This window comes from Vreelandella subterranea (assembly GCF_900111305.1).
Classification (GTDB): Bacteria; Pseudomonadota; Gammaproteobacteria; order Pseudomonadales; family Halomonadaceae; genus Vreelandella; species Vreelandella subterranea.
In genome coordinates this window covers 438,776-455,517 of the sequence record NZ_FOGS01000002.1, presented here as the reverse complement: position 1 = coordinate 455,517, position 16,742 = coordinate 438,776, and the positions used below count along the sequence as shown (strand labels likewise).

The 16,742-nt window shown below is 59.8% G+C and carries 14 protein-coding genes; 8 read left to right on the top strand and 6 right to left on the bottom strand.

Annotation, left to right across the window (positions count from 1 at the left end):
* Position 1: 1 nt before the first annotated feature.
* Together BMX75_RS05050 and BMX75_RS05045 are read right to left on the bottom strand one after the other, a co-directional pair.
* The gene (locus tag BMX75_RS05050) at positions 2–445 is read right to left on the bottom strand and encodes an NUDIX domain-containing protein (protein ID WP_092825781.1); all 444 of its coding nucleotides are present in this window, start codon (positions 443–445) and stop codon (positions 2–4) included.
* Positions 442–1,056 (bottom strand): pseudouridine synthase, encoded by a 615-nt coding sequence (locus BMX75_RS05045; RefSeq protein ID WP_092825779.1) that lies wholly within the window; start codon positions 1,054–1,056, stop codon positions 442–444. Before BMX75_RS05045 ends, BMX75_RS05050 begins: the two co-directional genes overlap by 4 nt.
* A gap of 236 nt (positions 1,057–1,292) precedes the next feature.
* Here BMX75_RS05045 and BMX75_RS05040 point away from each other — a divergent pair, with 236 nt between their 5' ends.
* The 3 genes from BMX75_RS05040 (at position 1,293) to clpA (ending at position 6,497) form a co-directional block, all read left to right on the top strand.
* The gene (locus BMX75_RS05040) at positions 1,293–3,527 is read left to right on the top strand and encodes an NADP-dependent isocitrate dehydrogenase (protein WP_092825777.1); all 2,235 of its coding nucleotides are present in this window, start codon (positions 1,293–1,295) and stop codon (positions 3,525–3,527) included.
* 247 nt (positions 3,528–3,774) lie between these two features.
* Positions 3,775–4,083 (top strand): ATP-dependent Clp protease adapter ClpS, encoded by a 309-nt coding sequence (clpS, locus tag BMX75_RS05035; protein WP_085917897.1) that lies wholly within the window; start codon positions 3,775–3,777, stop codon positions 4,081–4,083.
* Between the two features lie 137 nt (positions 4,084–4,220).
* Positions 4,221–6,497, top strand: coding sequence for an ATP-dependent Clp protease ATP-binding subunit ClpA (gene clpA, locus BMX75_RS05030; RefSeq protein WP_092825775.1), 2,277 nt, complete (start codon positions 4,221–4,223; stop codon positions 6,495–6,497).
* Positions 6,498–6,632: 135 nt separating this feature from the next.
* On the opposite strand, the gene infA is transcribed toward clpA, so the two are convergent.
* From infA to aat, 3 genes are all read right to left on the bottom strand, one after another.
* Positions 6,633–6,851, bottom strand: coding sequence for a translation initiation factor IF-1 (infA, locus tag BMX75_RS05025; protein ID WP_066318014.1), 219 nt, complete (start codon positions 6,849–6,851; stop codon positions 6,633–6,635).
* Positions 6,852–7,001: 150 nt separating this feature from the next.
* Complete coding sequence (locus BMX75_RS05020) at positions 7,002–7,736, bottom strand: arginyltransferase (RefSeq protein ID WP_092825773.1); 735 nt, start codon at positions 7,734–7,736, stop codon at positions 7,002–7,004.
* 59 nt (positions 7,737–7,795) lie between these two features.
* On the bottom strand, positions 7,796–8,530 hold the full coding sequence (gene aat / locus BMX75_RS05015; protein WP_092825771.1) for a leucyl/phenylalanyl-tRNA--protein transferase: 735 nt from the start codon (positions 8,528–8,530) through the stop codon (positions 7,796–7,798).
* A 129-nt stretch (positions 8,531–8,659) separates the two neighbouring features.
* Here aat and BMX75_RS05010 point away from each other — a divergent pair, with 129 nt between their 5' ends.
* Positions 8,660–11,680: a DNA translocase FtsK gene (locus BMX75_RS05010; protein ID WP_092825769.1), complete on the top strand. Its 3,021-nt coding sequence runs from the start codon at positions 8,660–8,662 to the stop codon at positions 11,678–11,680.
* 142 nt (positions 11,681–11,822) lie between these two features.
* A complete protein-coding gene (lolA, locus tag BMX75_RS05005; RefSeq protein ID WP_092825767.1) occupies positions 11,823–12,479 on the top strand; it encodes an outer membrane lipoprotein periplasmic chaperone LolA in 657 nt (218 codons plus the stop codon).
* Between the two features lie 30 nt (positions 12,480–12,509).
* Here the strand turns inward: lolA and BMX75_RS05000 are convergent, their stop codons facing one another.
* Positions 12,510–13,844 carry a replication-associated recombination protein A gene (locus tag BMX75_RS05000; RefSeq protein WP_092825765.1) on the bottom strand — a complete coding sequence of 445 codons (1,335 nt, stop codon included), beginning with the start codon at positions 13,842–13,844 and terminating at the stop codon, positions 12,510–12,512.
* Positions 13,845–13,955: 111 nt separating this feature from the next.
* Here BMX75_RS05000 and BMX75_RS04995 point away from each other — a divergent pair, with 111 nt between their 5' ends.
* The 3 genes from BMX75_RS04995 (at position 13,956) to trmA (ending at position 16,623) form a co-directional block, all read left to right on the top strand.
* Positions 13,956–14,501: a hemerythrin domain-containing protein gene (locus BMX75_RS04995; RefSeq protein WP_092825763.1), complete on the top strand. Its 546-nt coding sequence runs from the start codon at positions 13,956–13,958 to the stop codon at positions 14,499–14,501.
* A 135-nt stretch (positions 14,502–14,636) separates the two neighbouring features.
* A complete protein-coding gene (locus BMX75_RS04990) occupies positions 14,637–15,470 on the top strand; it encodes a glutamate racemase (protein WP_092825761.1) in 834 nt (277 codons plus the stop codon).
* A 40-nt stretch (positions 15,471–15,510) separates the two neighbouring features.
* On the top strand, positions 15,511–16,623 hold the full coding sequence (gene trmA / locus BMX75_RS04985) for a tRNA (uridine(54)-C5)-methyltransferase TrmA (protein WP_092825759.1): 1,113 nt from the start codon (positions 15,511–15,513) through the stop codon (positions 16,621–16,623).
* The last annotated feature ends 119 nt before the right edge of the window (positions 16,624–16,742 follow it).

Below are 16,742 nucleotides of genomic sequence, written 5' to 3'. Positions count from 1 at the left end.
TTCACTCGCGGATGACGCCCAAGGGGTAGCCGTTGCCTTTCAGAGCATCTTCAATGCGGGTGAGCACCAGGGGGCTGCGCAGTCGGCCCGCGCTATCGAGCGCCTGGATTTCGGCAAGCGTCAGCCAGTGGGTCGCGGTGATGTCGGTGTCCAGCGGTGTGGCGAGAAACGTCGTGGGGGTGGCGATGAACCCATGACTGTGAAAGGTTTTGCCCTGGGGGGTATGGAATATATAGAGCCCCAGGTAGCCGGTCAGCGTGACCTGCCAGGCGGTTTCTTCGGCGACCTCGCGTAAAATGGCCGCCATGGGCCCTTCGCCGGGCTCGATATGTCCGGCCGGTTGATTGAAGACCGTGGCAGGGCCGCCGCGCTCCTCCTCGACGATCAGGAAACGTTCGCCCCGCTGGACGACGCAGGCACAGGTGCTGTGAAGCGTTTGCGTCATGGTCGCTTGCGTCCTGTCGCGGGGCCTTTGCGCTGGCTGGAGTGCCTGGTCCTGGTTGTGCCTCGGGGCGCATGAAGGGTTTCCCGGCGCCACTCACCGGGCGCCAGTTCGCCAAGCCGCCAAGCGCCGATGGCGGCACGAATGAGACGCAGCGTGGGGAAGCCGACATGGGCGGTCATGCGTCTTACCTGGCGGTTGCGGCCCTCGCTGAGGGTCAACTCCAGCCAGCTGGTTGTCGGGTGACGTTTGGGGTCAATGGCCGGGTTCCGCGGCGCGAGGTCGGGTGCTTCCATACGCCGCGCCTTGGCGGGCAGCGTAGGCCCATCCTTTAAGGTCACGCCGTTTTTCAGGGCCGTTAGCGCGGCATCGTCTATGTGCCCTTCGACCTGTACCCAGTAGGTTTTGGGTTGTTTATGGCGCGGGTGGGCAATGCGATGGATCAGGCTGCCGTCATCGCTGAGCAGTAGCAGGCCTTCGGAGTCGTAGTCGAGCCGCCCGGCCGCGTAAACGCCGGGTACGTCAATCACATCCGCCAGGGTGGCGCGGCCCTGGGGGTCGGTGAACTGGGAGAGCATGCGGTAGGGTTTATGCAATAGGTAGAGGTTGCTCATCGTCTCGTCTGGGCTGCCCTTCGTTTTGTCGACAATCGCTCATGCGGTTTAAGTGCAGCGCTGGTATACTTCTGCGTGGCCGCTGGGGTCGTCGTCACCACCACCGATCAATCACCTTGTGAAAAGGAGCCACTTAAAAAAGCTCCGCACGCTTCGCGGTAGGGTTGCTTGCTTAATGAACCGCTTAGCTTACGAATTTATAATCACAGCGACACATAAAAGAGGTTAACGCAAAAATGTCCGATACGCCGAAGATCATTTATACGCTCACCGACGAGGCGCCTGCGCTTGCGACCTATTCGTTGTTACCGATTATTGATGCCTTTACCGATTCGGCGGGCATTATCGTTGAAACGCGGGATATCTCGCTTGCCGCGCGCATATTGGCCCAGTTCCCAGATCTGTTGAACGACGAACAACGCGTCAGTGACGACCTTGCCGAGCTTGGCCAGCTGGCGACCACGCCTGAAGCCAATATCATCAAGCTGCCCAATATCAGTGCGTCAGGCCCGCAGTTGAAGGCCACCATCAAAGAGCTTCAAGGTCAGGGTTACCCGCTGCCGGACTACCCGGACGAGCCGAAAAACGATGAAGAAGCGTCTATCAAGGCGCGTTACGACAAGGCCAAGGGCAGTGCGGTCAACCCGGTACTGCGCGAGGGCAACTCCGACCGTCGCGCCCCCAAGTCCGTCAAGAGCTACGCACGCAAGTACCCGCATCGCATGGGGGAGTGGAGCGCCGACTCCAAGTCCCACGTGGCCCACATGAGCGAAGGCGACTTCTACGGAAGTGAACAGTCCACGGTGATCAAGCAGGCCACCAAGCTCAAGATTGACCTGGCTCAGAAAGACGGCACCCACACCGTATTGAAAGAAGACCTGGCCGTGCAGGAAGGCGAGGTGATCGACGCGGCCTGCATGAGCAGCCGCCGCCTGCGCAACTTTATCGACAGCCAGATCAAGGACGCCAAGAAAAACGACGTGCTGTTCTCGCTGCATTTAAAAGCCACCATGATGAAGGTTTCCGACCCGATCATGTTCGGCATGGTTGTCGAGGAGTTCTATAAAGACGTGCTTGAAAAGCACGCCGAGGCCCTCAAGCTTTCGGGTTTCAATCCCAATAGCGGTATCGGCGATCTTTACAGCTCGATCGAAAAGCTGCCGGGCGAACAGCAGGCAACCATCAAGGCCGATATCGAGGCGCTTTACAAAGAGCGTCCGCCGATGGCGATGGTCAATTCGCACAAAGGCATCACTAACCTCCACGTGCCCAGCGACGTGATCATCGACGCCTCCATGCCTGCCATGATTCGTGATTCGGGCAAGATGTGGAACGCCAACGACGAGCTTCAGGATGCCAAGGCGGTGATTCCGGACCGTTGCTACGCGACCATCTATCAGGCGGTGATTGAAGACTGCAAGAAAAATGGTGCCTTCGATCCGACCACCATGGGCAGCGTGCCCAACGTCGGCCTGATGGCCCAGAAAGCCGAAGAGTATGGCTCTCACGACAAGACCTTCCAGATACCCGCCGATGGTACCGTGGTGGTCACTGACGAAAACGGCCATACGCTGTTCAGCCACGAGGTCGAGGCGGGCGATATCTGGCGCATGTGCCAGACCAAGGACGCGCCGATCCAGGATTGGGTCAAGCTGGCGGTCACCCGTGCCCGGGAGAGCGGTGCACCGGCGATTTTCTGGCTCGATGCCAACCGCGCCCACGATGCTCAACTGATCGAGAAGGTCGAAACCTACCTCAAGGATCACGACACCAGCGGCCTGGATATTCGCATCCTGCCGCCGGTCGAGGCGATGAAAGTATCCCTTGAGCGTATCCGCAAGGGCGAGGACACCATCTCGGTCACCGGTAACGTACTGCGCGACTACCTGACCGACCTGTTCCCGATCATGGAACTGGGCACCAGCGCCAAGATGCTGTCCATCGTGCCGCTGATGAACGGCGGCGGGCTGTTCGAAACCGGCGCGGGTGGCTCGGCGCCCAAACACGTTCAGCAGTTCCTCGAAGAGAACCACTTGCGCTGGGATTCGCTGGGCGAGTTTCTGGCCCTGGCGGCGTCGCTTGAGCACCTGGGCAGCACCTTTGGCAATGCCCGCGCCAAGCTGCTGGCCAATGCGCTGGACGAGGCCAATGGCAAGTTCCTCGACAGCAACAAGTCGCCGTCGCGTAAGGTGGGCGAGCTGGATAACCGCGGCAGCCACTTCTATTTGGCGCTATACTGGGCTGAGGCACTGGCCGCGCAAGACGACGACGCCGAGATGAAAAAGCTGTTTGCGCGTCTGGCGGAAACGCTGAAAGCCAACGAAGCCACTATCGTGGACGAGCTCAATAGCGTTCAGGGCCAACCGGTGACCATCGACGGCTATTTCCGTCCCAGCGGTGAGCTGGCAAGCCAGGCCATGCGCCCAAGCAAGACGCTGAACAACGCCCTGGCGATGGTCGCCGCCGACTGACGCATCAGACCAGCGTTGTGTAAAGCCCTCGTCCGCTCGTCGGGCGGGGGTTTTTTGTCCGGCCCAGTGTGATAATTTTGATATTTCCATGAACCCTTGCTGATTGCGCACGTCTTATACTTAGCACACCATGTATTCAAGATGTTGTCCGTCAGCCGAGAGATGATAAACCTTGCTGCTTATGTCCAACACTGACAGTTCATACCCGGCCACGTCTTCGCTTGAAGCGGGCATGACGCGCCCCGACATGCCTGATTACGACGACGACCTGACGGTGCAGTCTGCCGAGCCTGAACTGGCTCAGCCGCCGCTTTTCAAGGTGGTGCTGCATAACGATGACTTCACGCCGATGGAGTTCGTCATCGAAGTGCTGCAAGGCTTCTTTAACATGGACAGTGAAAAAGCCGTCCAGGTAATGTTGGCGGTACATACCCAGGGCAAGGCGACCTGTGGTGTGTTCACCCGTGACATTGCTGAAACCAAAAGTTACCAAGTGAATGAGTACGCCCAAGAGTGCGAGCATCCTCTAATGAGTGATATCGAAGCCGCCGATTGAGAACGTTGAAAAAAATCGGTAGGTGGGCTTGCAACTGTACGATTTGTACCCGATGTTGAAGGTGCTGGTCGATTAAACTGATCCGACGCAAGCCTAGTTGGCAATATGCCCTAGGGTGTAGCGAAAAGGGGACTGCCATGCTGAGCAAAGAACTTGAACTGACCCTGAACACGGCCTTCACCGTGGCGCGATCCAAGCGCCACGAGTTCATGACCGTCGAGCACCTTTTGCTGGCGCTGCTGGACAACGCTTCAGCAATGGATGTGTTGAAAGCCTGTGGGGCAAACCTCGACAAGCTGCGGTCCGATTTGCAGGACTTCATCAATTCGACCACGCCGCTGATTCCTGAAAGCCAGGGCGACCGCGAAACCCAGCCTACGCTGGGCTTTCAGCGAGTACTGCAGCGCGCCGTGTTCCACGTGCAGTCCTCCGGGAAGAGCGAAGTGACCGGTGCCAACGTGCTGGTGGCAATCTTTTCCGAGCAGGAAAGTCAGGCCGTTTACTTCCTCAAGCAGCAGAATGTTGCCCGGGTCGATGCGGTTAACTACATCGCGCATGGCATCTCCAAAGTGTCGGGTCACGGCCCATCGCCATCACCTTCCCAGCAGGAAGGTGAAGAAGCCGAGGAAGGCAGCGCCGAAGGCGCGGCTCATCCGCTCACTGGCTACGCCACCAACCTCAACGAGCAGGCCCGGCTGGGCAAGATCGATCCCTTGATCGGCCGCGACCACGAACTCGAGCGCGTGGTGCAGATTCTGGCCCGTCGCCGCAAGAATAATCCGCTCCTGGTGGGTGAAGCCGGTGTGGGTAAAACGGCGGTTGCCGAAGGTTTGGCCAAGCGTATCGTCGAAGAAGATGTCCCGGAAGTGATTGCCGATGCCGTGGTGTATTCGCTGGATATGGGCGCGCTGCTAGCGGGCACCAAATACCGCGGCGACTTCGAGAAACGTCTGAAGAGCCTGCTGGCCGAGTTGCGCAAGCAGCCCAATGCCGTGCTGTTTATCGACGAGATTCACACCGTGATCGGTGCGGGGGCTGCGTCGGGTGGTGTGATGGATGCGTCCAACCTGCTCAAACCGCTGCTTTCCTCGGGGGAGTTGCGCTGCATTGGGTCGACCACTTTCCAGGAATACCGGGGTATCTTCGAGAAGGATCGTGCCCTGGCGCGCCGCTTCCAGAAAGTCGACGTCATGGCGCCGTCGGTGGAAGACACCATCAAGATTCTGCAGGGGCTGCGGTCACGGTTCGAGGAGCACCACGCTCTCAAGTATACCGACGGGGCGCTGGAAAGCGCGGCCCGCCTGGCAGACCGCTATATCAACGACCGCTACCTTCCGGACAAGGCCATCGACGTGATCGATGAAGCCGGGGCGCATCAGCGTCTACTGCCGGAAGAAGTGCGTGTCGACACCATTGATGTGGAACAGGTCGAGGCGGTGGTCGCATCGATTGCCCGGATTCCGCCGAAGAGCGTGTCCAGCTCGGATCGCAAGCTGCTTGAGAAGCTCGACCGCGACCTGAAAATGCTGGTGTTTGGACAGGACGAGGCCATCGATACGCTGTCCGCCGCCATCAAGCTGTCTCGCGCCGGACTGAAGTCGCCTGACAAGCCGGTCGGCAGCTTCCTGTTCGCCGGCCCGACCGGTGTGGGTAAAACCGAGGTGGCCAAGCAGCTCTCGCATATCATGGGTATCGAGCTTGTGCGCTTCGATATGTCGGAGTACATGGAACGGCATACCGTTTCCCGGCTGATCGGGGCACCTCCGGGTTATGTGGGCTACGACCAGGGCGGTCTGCTGACCGAAGCGGTGACGAAACAGCCACACTGCGTACTGCTGCTGGATGAAATCGAGAAAGCGCACCCGGAAGTCTTCAACCTGCTGCTGCAGGTGATGGACCACGGTCGCCTGACCGATAACAACGGCCGCGAAGCCGACTTCCGCCACGTTATCCTGATCATGACCTCCAACGCCGGGGCAGAGCAGGCCGCACGGCGCTCCATCGGCTTCCAAAGCCAGGATCACTCGACCGATGCGATGGAAGTCATTCGCCGTACCTTCTCGCCGGAGTTCCGCAACCGTCTGGACGGCATCATCCAGTTCCATTCGCTGCCAACCTCCGTTGTGCGCAACGTGGTCGACAAGTTCCTGATCGAACTGCAAGCGCAGCTGGATGAGAAGCGCGTTCAGTTGGAAGTCGATGATACGGCCCGGGATTGGCTGGCGGAACTGGGGTATGACCCGGACATGGGCGCACGCCCTATGGCGCGGCTGATTCAGGAGAAACTCAAAAAGCCGCTGGCAGAGATGATCCTGTTTGGCGAACTTGCCGATCAAGGCGGTATCGTGCACGTCAGCCTGGAAGAAGGCGAGCTGCGCTTATCCACCGAGTCGGAAATGGCCGATGCGCCCTAACGGGCGCGCAGGTTGAGACAAACAACGCAGCGCCCTGTCATTGACGGGGCGTTGTTGTTTGGGTCGAGCTGTTTGGGTCGAGCGGGCATCGAAGCGCTGGGGGTAGTGCAGGATCCGTAACGCCTGCTGGGCGCCTTAGCGCGAACGGTAAACGATGCGGCCTTTGGACAGATCGTAAGGCGTCAGCTCAACCTTGACTTTGTCGCCGGTCAGGATGCGGATGTAGTTTTTACGCATTTTGCCGGAGATGTGCGCGGTGACGACGTGACCGTTTTCCAGTTCCACACGGAACATGGTGTTGGGCAAGGTGTCGACAATAACGCCATCCATTTCAATATGATCTTCGCGTGCCATATAGGCAATTCCTCACTCAATTTAAAGTACAGGTTTAACGTACTGGGTATGCTCAAAACAACTGGGCATCGGGTGGTGTTTTTAGCCACCACTTCGAATAGCGCTACATTGTGCCGCAAGCCTGGCGTCAAGGCAAAAAAGCGCGGCTAATTACCGAATTAATTCTCGCCATTGGCGACCGTCAAGTACCTCAAGCGGCGTAAAATTCTGCTTGTAACGCATTTTTCGGCACGCTTCTATCCAGTAACCGAGGTAGAGGTGGGGGAGCCCCTTGTCATGGGTCAGTTCGATAAGCCGTAAAATGGCCAGGGTGCCCAGCGAGCGCTTGTCGAGGCTTTCATCGACGCTAAAGAAGGTATAGATGGCCGAGAGGCCGTGCTCAAGCTCATCGAAGGCCGCCACACCAATTAGCCTGTCCCCCAGGTAAAGCTCCATCAATTGCGCATAGGGTTCGTCCAGGGTCAAAAATGTCCGGTACTGTTCGTGACTGGGGGGATACATGTCGCCATCGGCGTGGCGGTGCTTGATATAGTCGGCGTAGAGCGCGTAGTGGCGTGCATCAAAGTACGCCGGGGTAATCCGCGTGGTGATGTCCTCATTGCGCCGGCTGATTCGTCGCTGGGTACGATTCGGTGCAAAACGTTCCACCGGCACGCGCACGGAGCGGCAGGCGTTACAGCCTTCGCAGTGCGGGCGGTATAAATGGCGGCCGCTACGCCGAAACCCGAGCAGGGAAAGCGAGTCGTAAACGCCGGGAATGGGCGATTCCTGAGGATCCAGGAACAGCGTGGTGGCTTCCTGGTCGGGCAGATAGCTACAGGCATGCGGCACTGTCAGAAAGAAGCGCAGGTCGCGTACGAGCCGACGGGGAGCGTTGCTGCTCACAATTTGCCTCCTGATGGGGTCAACGTTATTGCCGTTAGCCTGTCAACATGGCTGGAAAACTAGCGGCCAATGGCATCCAGCCACGGAGAGGGCGGCACGACGGGTGCCGTCTCCGGTAAGGCTGAAAAGCTGAAATCAGTCGCTGGCAACCACTTCTCAAGATAGCTGATGAATGCCGCCCGGGCGACTGTTGTCGCGCCCAGGCTTGCCAGGTGGGGCGTATGCATCTGACAGTCGATGAGCTTGCCGCCATGTTCGCGCATGGCACTGGCAAGGTGGGCCAGGGCCACCTTGGAGGCGTCCGGAACCCGGGAAAACATGGACTCGCCGAAAAACATCGGGCCCATGGCAATACCGTAAAGGCCCCCTACCAAGCGTTGATGCTGGTGCACTTCAATGCTGTGGGCGATGCCATGCGCCTGAAGCTGACAGTAGGCATGAACCATGTCATGGGTGATCCAGGTGCCTGGTTCGTCGTCCCTGGGGGCGGCGCAGGCGTCGATCACCTGCTCGAAATGTTGATCAACGGTAATCTCGAAGCCCGCATTGCGCAGCTTTTTTGTTAAGCTGCGGCGCTGCTTAAAATGTTCCGGTAGGAGTATCATGCGGGGATCGGGACTCCACCACAGGATGGGGTCGTTGTCGCTGAACCAGGGGAAGATGCCGCGCCGATACGCCTCCACCAGCCACCCGGGGGTTAATTCGCCGCCTGCCGCGAGCAGGCCGTTAGGCGAGTCCAGTGCCGAGGTGACGGCAGGGAAGTGAGGCATTGGCGAAGATAACCAAGGTAACATTGCGTGCTCCGATCGGTAACGACGGTCACAAGTCCGCATCGATAAGCCCTGTGACGGCAGCAGGATGCTCGGTATGATACAAACTCGCAAGTGGATTAACGGCGCCGAAGGTGCAAAAGGGAGAGTCGCTTGAAAGTGAATAAAGCGGTCGACAAGCGAACACAGCGTAACACGCGCCAAAGTGGGTCTTCTGGGCGGGTCAACGCCGCCAAGGACAAAGCGCGTCGGTTTGGGTTACGCCTGCAGGGGGCTGCGCGGGATGGCGTGGTCGTAGCACTGCTGGCGGTATGTACGTTTTTGTTATTAGCACTGTTTAGTTACTCGTCATCGGATCCCGGCTGGTCGTCTCAGGGCCCGGAAACCGCCGTCAGCAACTGGATGGGCCCGGTAGGCGCATGGCTTGCCGATGTGCTCTATTCGCTGCTGGGTGCCAGTGCGCTGTGGTGGCCTGGCATGGTGGGCTATCTGGCCTGGTGGTTGGTGCGTTCCCGTCAGGTGCGCTTCGAGCTTGACCCAGTGGCCGTGGCGGTACGCGCCGGTGGCATGATGCTGCTGATGTTCGGCACTACCATGCTCGGCGCGCTGCATTTTTATAATCCCGAAAGCCCGCTGCCCTACGCCTCGGGCGGTATTCTCGGTGAAGGCCTGGTGGGCGCGCTGCGTCCGCTGGTCAGCAGTGGCGGCGTGGGGCTGATTGCCGCCGCGCTTATCCTGAGTGGCTTTCCGCTGTTCAGCGGGATGTCGTGGCTACAGGTTGCCGACGAAGTGGGGCGGCGTCTCTGCCGCCTGGGAAGCTGGTGGTCAGCGCGCCGTGAGGCGCGTCAAGAGGCCCGGCGTGTGCGCGCCAAGCAGCGTGCAGCGGCGCAGCCTGCTCCAGAACCCGTTAAGCGTTCGCCATTGCCTGAGCAGGATGCCGGGAGCAGCGTCGGGAAGAAGCGCCGTGAGCCCGCCGTATCCGCGCCTTCACCGGAAAACGATGCGACAGCACAGGATAATGCGACGGATACGTCGATTCCCTGGACGGCCGCTGCGCGAGCGCCGTCGGCCACGGCCTTCAAGGCAGAACCTCAGTCACGCTCAGCCCCTGAGGAGAGCACAGCGGAAAGCGCTACACGCACACCTGAGCCCCCTGACACCTCGAAGGCGGCCTCGCTGAATGAGACGCCGACCGCTGAGTCTTCGGCTGATCGCCAGACGAGCCATCGGGACGCGCCGTTGACGCCCTTGTCCAGCGAGAAAGAGGCCAGTGAAGAAGCGACCAGCGAAGAAGGGCCCAGCGAGCCGTTTCCGTTGCACGCCTCACGCCGGGAAGCTGAGGTCGAGCCGTCATCGACCTCGCCGCTGTCCACTGCCGATGACGAACCCGCTGCGCCGGACGCCTCAGGAACCGAACAGCCTCAGCCGCTGACAGCCGATCGTTCCCAAGAGCGCGTGCCTGAAGTCGTGCCCGAGCCGGTTTGGGACGATGAGGATGAAGAGCTTGCGTCACAGCCTATGGCATCGACACCAGCGCCTGCGCGCCATGAGCCGACCTTCAACCCGGATGACGCGGACGAGGCGGAAGCGTCCGATAGCGGGCCGACGCTGTGGACCGTTGAGCACCTGCAGAACCAGCGTCCCAGCTTCGATCATATCCCTGACCCTGAAGGTGATGTGCCGAGCTTGCGCTTGCTGACCCCGGCGGAGCCTCATCAGCCCAACTACACCGACCAGCAGCTGGCGGATATGGCCGAGCTTCTGGAAGTACGCCTGCGTGAGTATGGCGTGAAGGCCGAGGTGGTCGATACCTGGCCGGGGCCGGTGATTACACGCTTTGAAATCAAGCCTGCCGCCGGTGTGAAGGTTTCCAAGATCAGCAATCTGGCCAAGGATTTGGCGCGCTCGCTGATGGTCAAGAGCGTGCGCGTGGTGGAGGTGATTCCCGGACGCCCGACGGTGGGTATCGAGATTCCCAACCCTCACCGGGCGATGATCCGGCTGCGCGAGGTGATCGACTCCGAACGCTATCAACAGGAAAAATCACCGCTGACCATGGCCCTGGGCCAGGATATCGGCGGTGGCCCCGTGGTGGCCAACCTCGGCAAGATGCCGCATTTGCTGGTGGCCGGTACCACCGGGTCGGGCAAGTCGGTGGGCGTCAACGCGATGCTGATTTCGATGCTGCTCAAGGCCACGCCGGACGAGCTGAAATTGATCATGGTCGACCCCAAGATGCTGGAGCTGTCGGTCTACGATGGCATTCCGCACTTGCTGGCGCCGGTGGTCACCGACATGAAAGAAGCGGCCAACAGTCTGCGCTGGTGCGTCGCCGAAATGGAACGCCGCTATAAGCTGATGGCAGCCATGGGCGTGCGAAATATCGCGGGCTTCAATGCCCGCCTGGACGAGGCCGAGCGCGCCGGTGCCCAGGTTGCGGATCCGCTTTGGGAGCCGCAACCCTGGGAGATGCACCAGACGCCGCCGATACTCGAAAAACTGCCCTACATCGTGGTAGTGATCGACGAATTTGCCGACATGTTCATGATCGTGGGCAAAAAGGTGGAAGAGCTCATCGCCCGCCTGGCGCAGAAAGCCCGCGCGGCGGGCATCCATCTGATACTCGCCACTCAGCGCCCGTCGGTTGATGTGGTGACGGGCTTGATCAAGGCCAATATTCCTTCACGGATGGCCTTCCAGGTCTCGTCGCGGATTGATTCGCGCACCATCCTTGATCAGGGCGGCGCGGAGAGTCTGCTGGGGCATGGCGATATGCTCTACCTGCCTGCCGGTTCAGGCCCACCCAATCGCATTCACGGGGCCTTTGTCGACGACGACGAAGTGCACCGCATAGTGGAAGACTGGAAGCGCCGCGGCGAGCCGGAGTATATCGAAGAGATCCTGTCGGGCGGCGTATCGGCAGATGCCTTGACCGGGCTGGAAGCCGAGGGTGGCGACAGCGACGATGCCGAGCAGGATGCGCTTTACGATGAAGCCGTACAGTTCGTGACGCAAACGCGCAAAGCGTCGATTTCCGCCGTGCAGCGGCGCTTTAAAATTGGCTATAACCGCGCGGCCCGCCTGGTGGAAGCCATGGAAGGCGCGGGCGTGGTGTCCTCAATGGGGACCAACGGTGCCCGTGAAGTGCTGGCACCGCCACCGGTCGGCCAGTAGGCCGTTCGGTCAAACGTGCAACAAGCGTGAAAGTCCGGCTATTGATGAAACTTGGTCATCAAACAAGCGTCTTAATGGCTGACCGAGTGGTTCGACTGATCCACTGTTATGTTTATCTGGCAAGGTTGCCTAGGGAGATCGCATGCGCGATACGCAAACTCGACGTCCTTCATCGTTGGCGCTGGCAGCCAGCGCGCTGGGGTTAACGCTTATGGCGCCACTCGCCATGGCCAATGAGGCAGCTGAACGATTGACCGAACGCCTCGACCCGCTGGAAAGCTATCATGCATCGTTCGAGCAACAGATTCTTGATGGCAGCGGCGAGCGGCTACAGGACGCGCGGGGCGAAATGTGGCTGTCTCGCCCCGGCCTGTTGCGCTGGGAGGTCGAAGCCCCTTATACGCAAACCGTGGTATCCGACGGTAACGATGTTTATCTCTATGACCCGGATCTGGAACAAGTGACCATTCAGGCATTGGATGAGCGCGTTACCCACACGCCTGCCCTGTTGCTTTCAGGTCAGGTCAGTGAGCTGACGGAGAGCTACGATGTCGAATATGAGCAGGACAGCGGCGATGACGTCTTTACCCTGGTGCCTACGTCGGCAGACACCTTGTTTGAGCAGCTACAGCTGATTTTCGATGGCAATATGCTCACCGAACTGTGGATGACCGACAGCACTGGCCAGCGCACGGCGATTACCTTCAGCAACGCCGAACGCAATGGTGACATCGACGACGCGCGCTTCGAGTTCGACATCCCCGATGGCACGGACGTGATCCGCGAAGACCGGCGCTAGCCTCCCCCTTACCACCTGAACAGAGGCCGATCAGGCGTCCGATCCCTGATCGGCCTCTTTGTCTTGGGCGTTGCGCCAGGCCATGATCTCGGCAAAACGCTTTTCCTGGCCGAACCCGCTGGGTTGGTAAAACGCCTGTTTAGGCAACTCGTCCGGCCAGCAGTCGTGAGCACTGCCAGCCGGGTAGCCGTCGGGTTCGTTATGCGCGTAGCGGTAGCCTTCGCCATGGCCGAGCTGCTCCATCAGCTTGGTGGGGGCGTTGCGCAGGTAGGTCGGCACTTCCACCTGGGGCTGTTGGCGGACGAACTGCTGGGCTTTGTTCCAGGCCTGGTCAATGCGATTGCTTTTGGGCGCCACCGCGAGGTGTATGGCCGCGTGGGCGATCGCCCGCTGGCCTTCGTGGTCGCCCAGGCGTAAATAGGCATCCCAGGCGGCGATGACCAGTGGCAGCGCGCGAGGGTCGGCGTTGCCTACGTCCTCGGAGGCTATGGCGCTGAGCCTTCGCACCACATCAAGCGGGTCGCCGCCGCCCTGAATAAAACGCGCCATGTACAGCAGGGCAGCGTCGGGCCGCGATGAGCGTACCGATTTGTGGATCGCCGAAAGCAGGTCGTAATAGGCGTCCCCCTGCTTGTCGAAGGCGCTGGCCTGATGACCAATCACATCGTCGAGTACCCTCTCCGTCAGCCTTTCGCGGCCTGCCTCCTGTAGGGTGAAGTCGCAGGCGGTTTCCAGTAGCCCCAATGCCCGACGGGCATCGCCTGCGCTGGCATGGGCCAGGGCGCTCAGCACCGGCGGGTCCGCTTCTATGGCGCGCTTGCCCAGCCCGCGTTCGGGGTCATCCAGCGCCTGGCGCATCACGCTGACCAACTCGTCTTGGGTAAGTGATTTCAAGACGTATACCCTTGCCCGGGAGAGCAGTGCCGAGTTGACTTCAAAGGACGGGTTCTCGGTCGTCGCACCAATCAGGGTCAAAAGCCCAGACTCCACGTGGGGAAGCAGGGCATCCTGCTGGCTCTTGTTCAATCGATGAATTTCATCTAAAAATAATATGGTCGAGGCGTTGATTTGTTGTGCGCGGTCGACCACCAGACGAATATCCTTCACCCCTGCCATGACGGCGCTGAGCTGCTCCAGATGGGCGTTTGACGCATGCGCGAGCAGTTCTGCCAGCGTGGTTTTCCCGACGCCCGGTGGCCCCCACAGGATCATTGAGCGGACAACCCCCGACTCCGCCATGCGGCGAAGCGGTTTATCCGGGCCAACGAGGGCTTGCTGGCCGATAAAGTCCTTAAGCTGGCGCGGCCGCATCCGATAGGCTAAGGGGGCATCGTCGGCTGGGTTTGAGCGGCTGAAAAGATCCATGGAAGCTCCGTTGATCGCTGACCCATCTGTTGGGTTTGTCATCTTAAGGTGTATGGTAAAGCATGTCTGCTCAGACTACCTTTGGCGTAAGACGATAAAGGAGATGGCCCAATGTTAAACCAACTGCGTTCGGATCATGCCAACATGGCAAGGATGCTGCACGTCCTGCAGCTCAAGCAAAAGACGCTGGCCCAGGGCGAACGTCCCAACTTTCAACTCATGCGCGAGGTTGTGGATTATATCCTGTCCTATATGGACGGCTTTGCCGTGCCGCTGGAGCGGATCTGCGTCGAACGCCTGGGTAAGGTGGCCCCGGAATACTCCTCGCTTACCGAAAAAATGGCCGAGGATTATCGTCAACTGACACCGCGTCTGCAGCAGCTATCCAATGATATCGATATGATACTGATGGATAACGTCCTGCCGATGGATAGGTTTGCCGACGATTTGAAAGCCTATCTGGAGGCTCATCGGGCCTACTTGCGCCACGAGCGTGAGGAGCTGTTCCCGTTAATCGACAAGCATTTCAGCGAAGATGACATGGAAGCGTTGCGCCAGTCGCTGCCGGCTGAGGCTCAACAATCCCTCGAGCGGTTGCAGTTGGCGTACCCCGAGCTTTACGCTGAGCTGCGCGGTGCCGATGTGCCCAACGTCTAAGTTGGTCAATTGACCGGGCTTAAGATGGCTTATCAGCTAGCGCTTGCGTGTTAAACTAGCCGCCTTGATGAAACGCAGACTGGGTCAATAGGCAGGGGCGATAGTGGGCATACGCAACGGCTGTAGCGTGAAAGGATGAGCCAGGGGCCTGTTCTTATATTTGATTCCGGCGTGGGCGGGCTTTCGGTAGCAGAAGCGCTACGACAGCATTACCCCCACGCCGGTTTTTGCTATGTCTGCGACAATGCATGGCTGCCCTATGGCCTGCGTGACGACGCCACGCTTGCCGAGCGCATTGTGGCCGTTTGCCTGGCGGCCGTGGCGGCCTGCCGGCCCAGCGTACTGGTCGTCGCCTGCAATACCGCCAGCACCCTGGCCCTTGAAAGGCTGCGCTGGCATTTGACGATTCCCGTCGTGGGCACTGTACCGGCGATAAAGCCGGCGGCGGCGCTCAGCCAGACCCGCCATATCGCGCTGCTGGCCACCAGGGCCACCGTTGGTCGTCCCTACACCCAGGCATTGATCGACCGCTTTGCCAGCGACTGCGTGGTGACCCGGGTCGCAGCAGATGCTCTGGTGAGCGAAGCCGAAGCTTGGCTGGCAGGTCATCCCCCCGATGAAGCGCGCCTCCAGGCAGCGATGGCGCCGCTCTGGCAGGCTGCTCAGCCAGAGCTCACCGCGCCCGCCCCGGCTACGTCTGGGCCGCATGCCCCCGCGCTGGATACGATTGTGCTGGGCTGCACGCATTTCCCTCTGTTGAAACCCTGGCTGGTCGAGCTTGCCCCCGTGCCCCTCAACTGGGTCGATTCCGGCGATGCCATCGCCCGGCGCGTCGGCCAGGTGGCGGGGGCGCTGTTAACGAGTGCGGCGGACGGACGTTGCTTTACCACGGCACCGGCCCCGCACTTAACGGAGGGTCTGTCACGCTATGGTTTTTACCCCGCGCAGCCCTTAACCCTTGCGCCTTGATATTTACGAATATTGTTTACGAATATAAAAAGGAGCCGTTTTGGCTATTCCTGTCGTTGACCCCGAACGCTATGCCGAACAACTCGCCGACAAGCAGGCCTATGTCGAACACCTTTTTGCGCCCTTCGAGCCGCCGACCCTGGAGGTGTTTGCCTCGCCGCCCAGCCACTATCGCCAGCGCTGTGAGTTTCGTATCTGGCATGAGGGCGACGATCTTTTCTACGCCATGTTCGAGGTCACTCCGGGGAATCCCAAGAGCAAGCGCGTTATCCGGCTCGATCAGTTTCCGGTGGCCAGCGAGGCGATCAACCGGCTGATGCCACGCTTACGCGACGCCTTTCTGGCCAGCGATGAGCTGCGCCGTCGACTGTTCCAGGTCGAGTTTTTAACCACGCTCTCCGGCGAGGCGCTAGTGACGCTGATCTATCACCGTCCGCTGGGCGATGACTGGGAAGCCGAGGCACGCGCGCTAGAGGCAGAACTGGGTATCATGATCATTGGTCGTTCGCGCAAGCAGCGCCTGGTGCTTACCCGGGATCACGTCTGGGAGCGCCTGGACGTGAAGGGCCGTACGCTGCATTACCAGCAGGTCGAGAACAGCTTTACCCAGCCCAATGCGCATATCTGCCAGGCGATGCTTGGCTGGGCCTGTGACGTGACAGCGGGACGTCAGCAAGAGGATTTGGTCGAGCTATATTGCGGTAACGGTAACTTCACCATTGCCCTGGCGAATAACTTCCGCCGCGTGTTGGCCACGGAAATCTCGCGGACTTCGGTTGCCAGTGCCAACGTCAACCTGGCCGCCAATGGCGTGACCAATGCCCAGGTGGCGCGGATGTCAGCTGAGGATTTCGCCCTGGCACTGAAAGGGGACAAAAGCGGCCGCCGTGTAGCGGACATGGCGCTTGAGACATATGACTTTTCGACGGTGTTGGTGGACCCGCCACGGGCCGGGCTTGATGAGCAAAGTTGCCAGCAGATCAGCGAGTACGCCCAAATCGTCTATATTTCATGCAACCCGGCAACACTTGCCGAGAACCTGGCGCAACTGACGCAAACCCACAAGATTGAGCGCTTTGCGCTGTTTGACCAGTTTCCATTTACCGATCATTGTGAATGTGGGGTATGGCTTAAAAGGCGCGCATCACCATGATGATGCCCGGCAGGGTGATGCATAAGTGGTATGCGCTATGAGTAACCAGGCAGGTGGCTAGGGCGATGCCAGCGGGTAGCGTAAGCTAACCAGAGTGATGGCCTAAAGGCCTATTGTCC

Bases quoted from the DNA above. Each gene is read 5' to 3' on its own strand.
- aat (WP_092825771.1), bottom strand. From the start codon at position 8,530: ATGTTACCTTGGTTATCTTCGCCAATGCCTCACTTCCCTGCCGTCACC.
- BMX75_RS05000 (WP_092825765.1), bottom strand. From the start codon at position 13,844: ATGGATCTTTTCAGCCGCTCAAACCCAGCCGACGATGCCCCCTTAGCC.
- BMX75_RS05040 (WP_092825777.1), top strand. From the start codon at position 1,293: ATGTCCGATACGCCGAAGATCATTTATACGCTCACCGACGAGGCGCCT.
- clpS (WP_085917897.1), top strand. From the start codon at position 3,775: ATGCCTGATTACGACGACGACCTGACGGTGCAGTCTGCCGAGCCTGAA.
- BMX75_RS05045 (WP_092825779.1), bottom strand. From the start codon at position 1,056: ATGAGCAACCTCTACCTATTGCATAAACCCTACCGCATGCTCTCCCAG.
- BMX75_RS05050 (WP_092825781.1), bottom strand. From the start codon at position 445: ATGACGCAAACGCTTCACAGCACCTGTGCCTGCGTCGTCCAGCGGGGC.
- clpA (WP_092825775.1), top strand. From the start codon at position 4,221: ATGCTGAGCAAAGAACTTGAACTGACCCTGAACACGGCCTTCACCGTG.
- BMX75_RS04990 (WP_092825761.1), top strand. From the start codon at position 14,637: ATGAGCCAGGGGCCTGTTCTTATATTTGATTCCGGCGTGGGCGGGCTT.
- lolA (WP_092825767.1), top strand. From the start codon at position 11,823: ATGCGCGATACGCAAACTCGACGTCCTTCATCGTTGGCGCTGGCAGCC.
- infA (WP_066318014.1), bottom strand. From the start codon at position 6,851: ATGGCACGCGAAGATCATATTGAAATGGATGGCGTTATTGTCGACACC.
- BMX75_RS04995 (WP_092825763.1), top strand. From the start codon at position 13,956: ATGTTAAACCAACTGCGTTCGGATCATGCCAACATGGCAAGGATGCTG.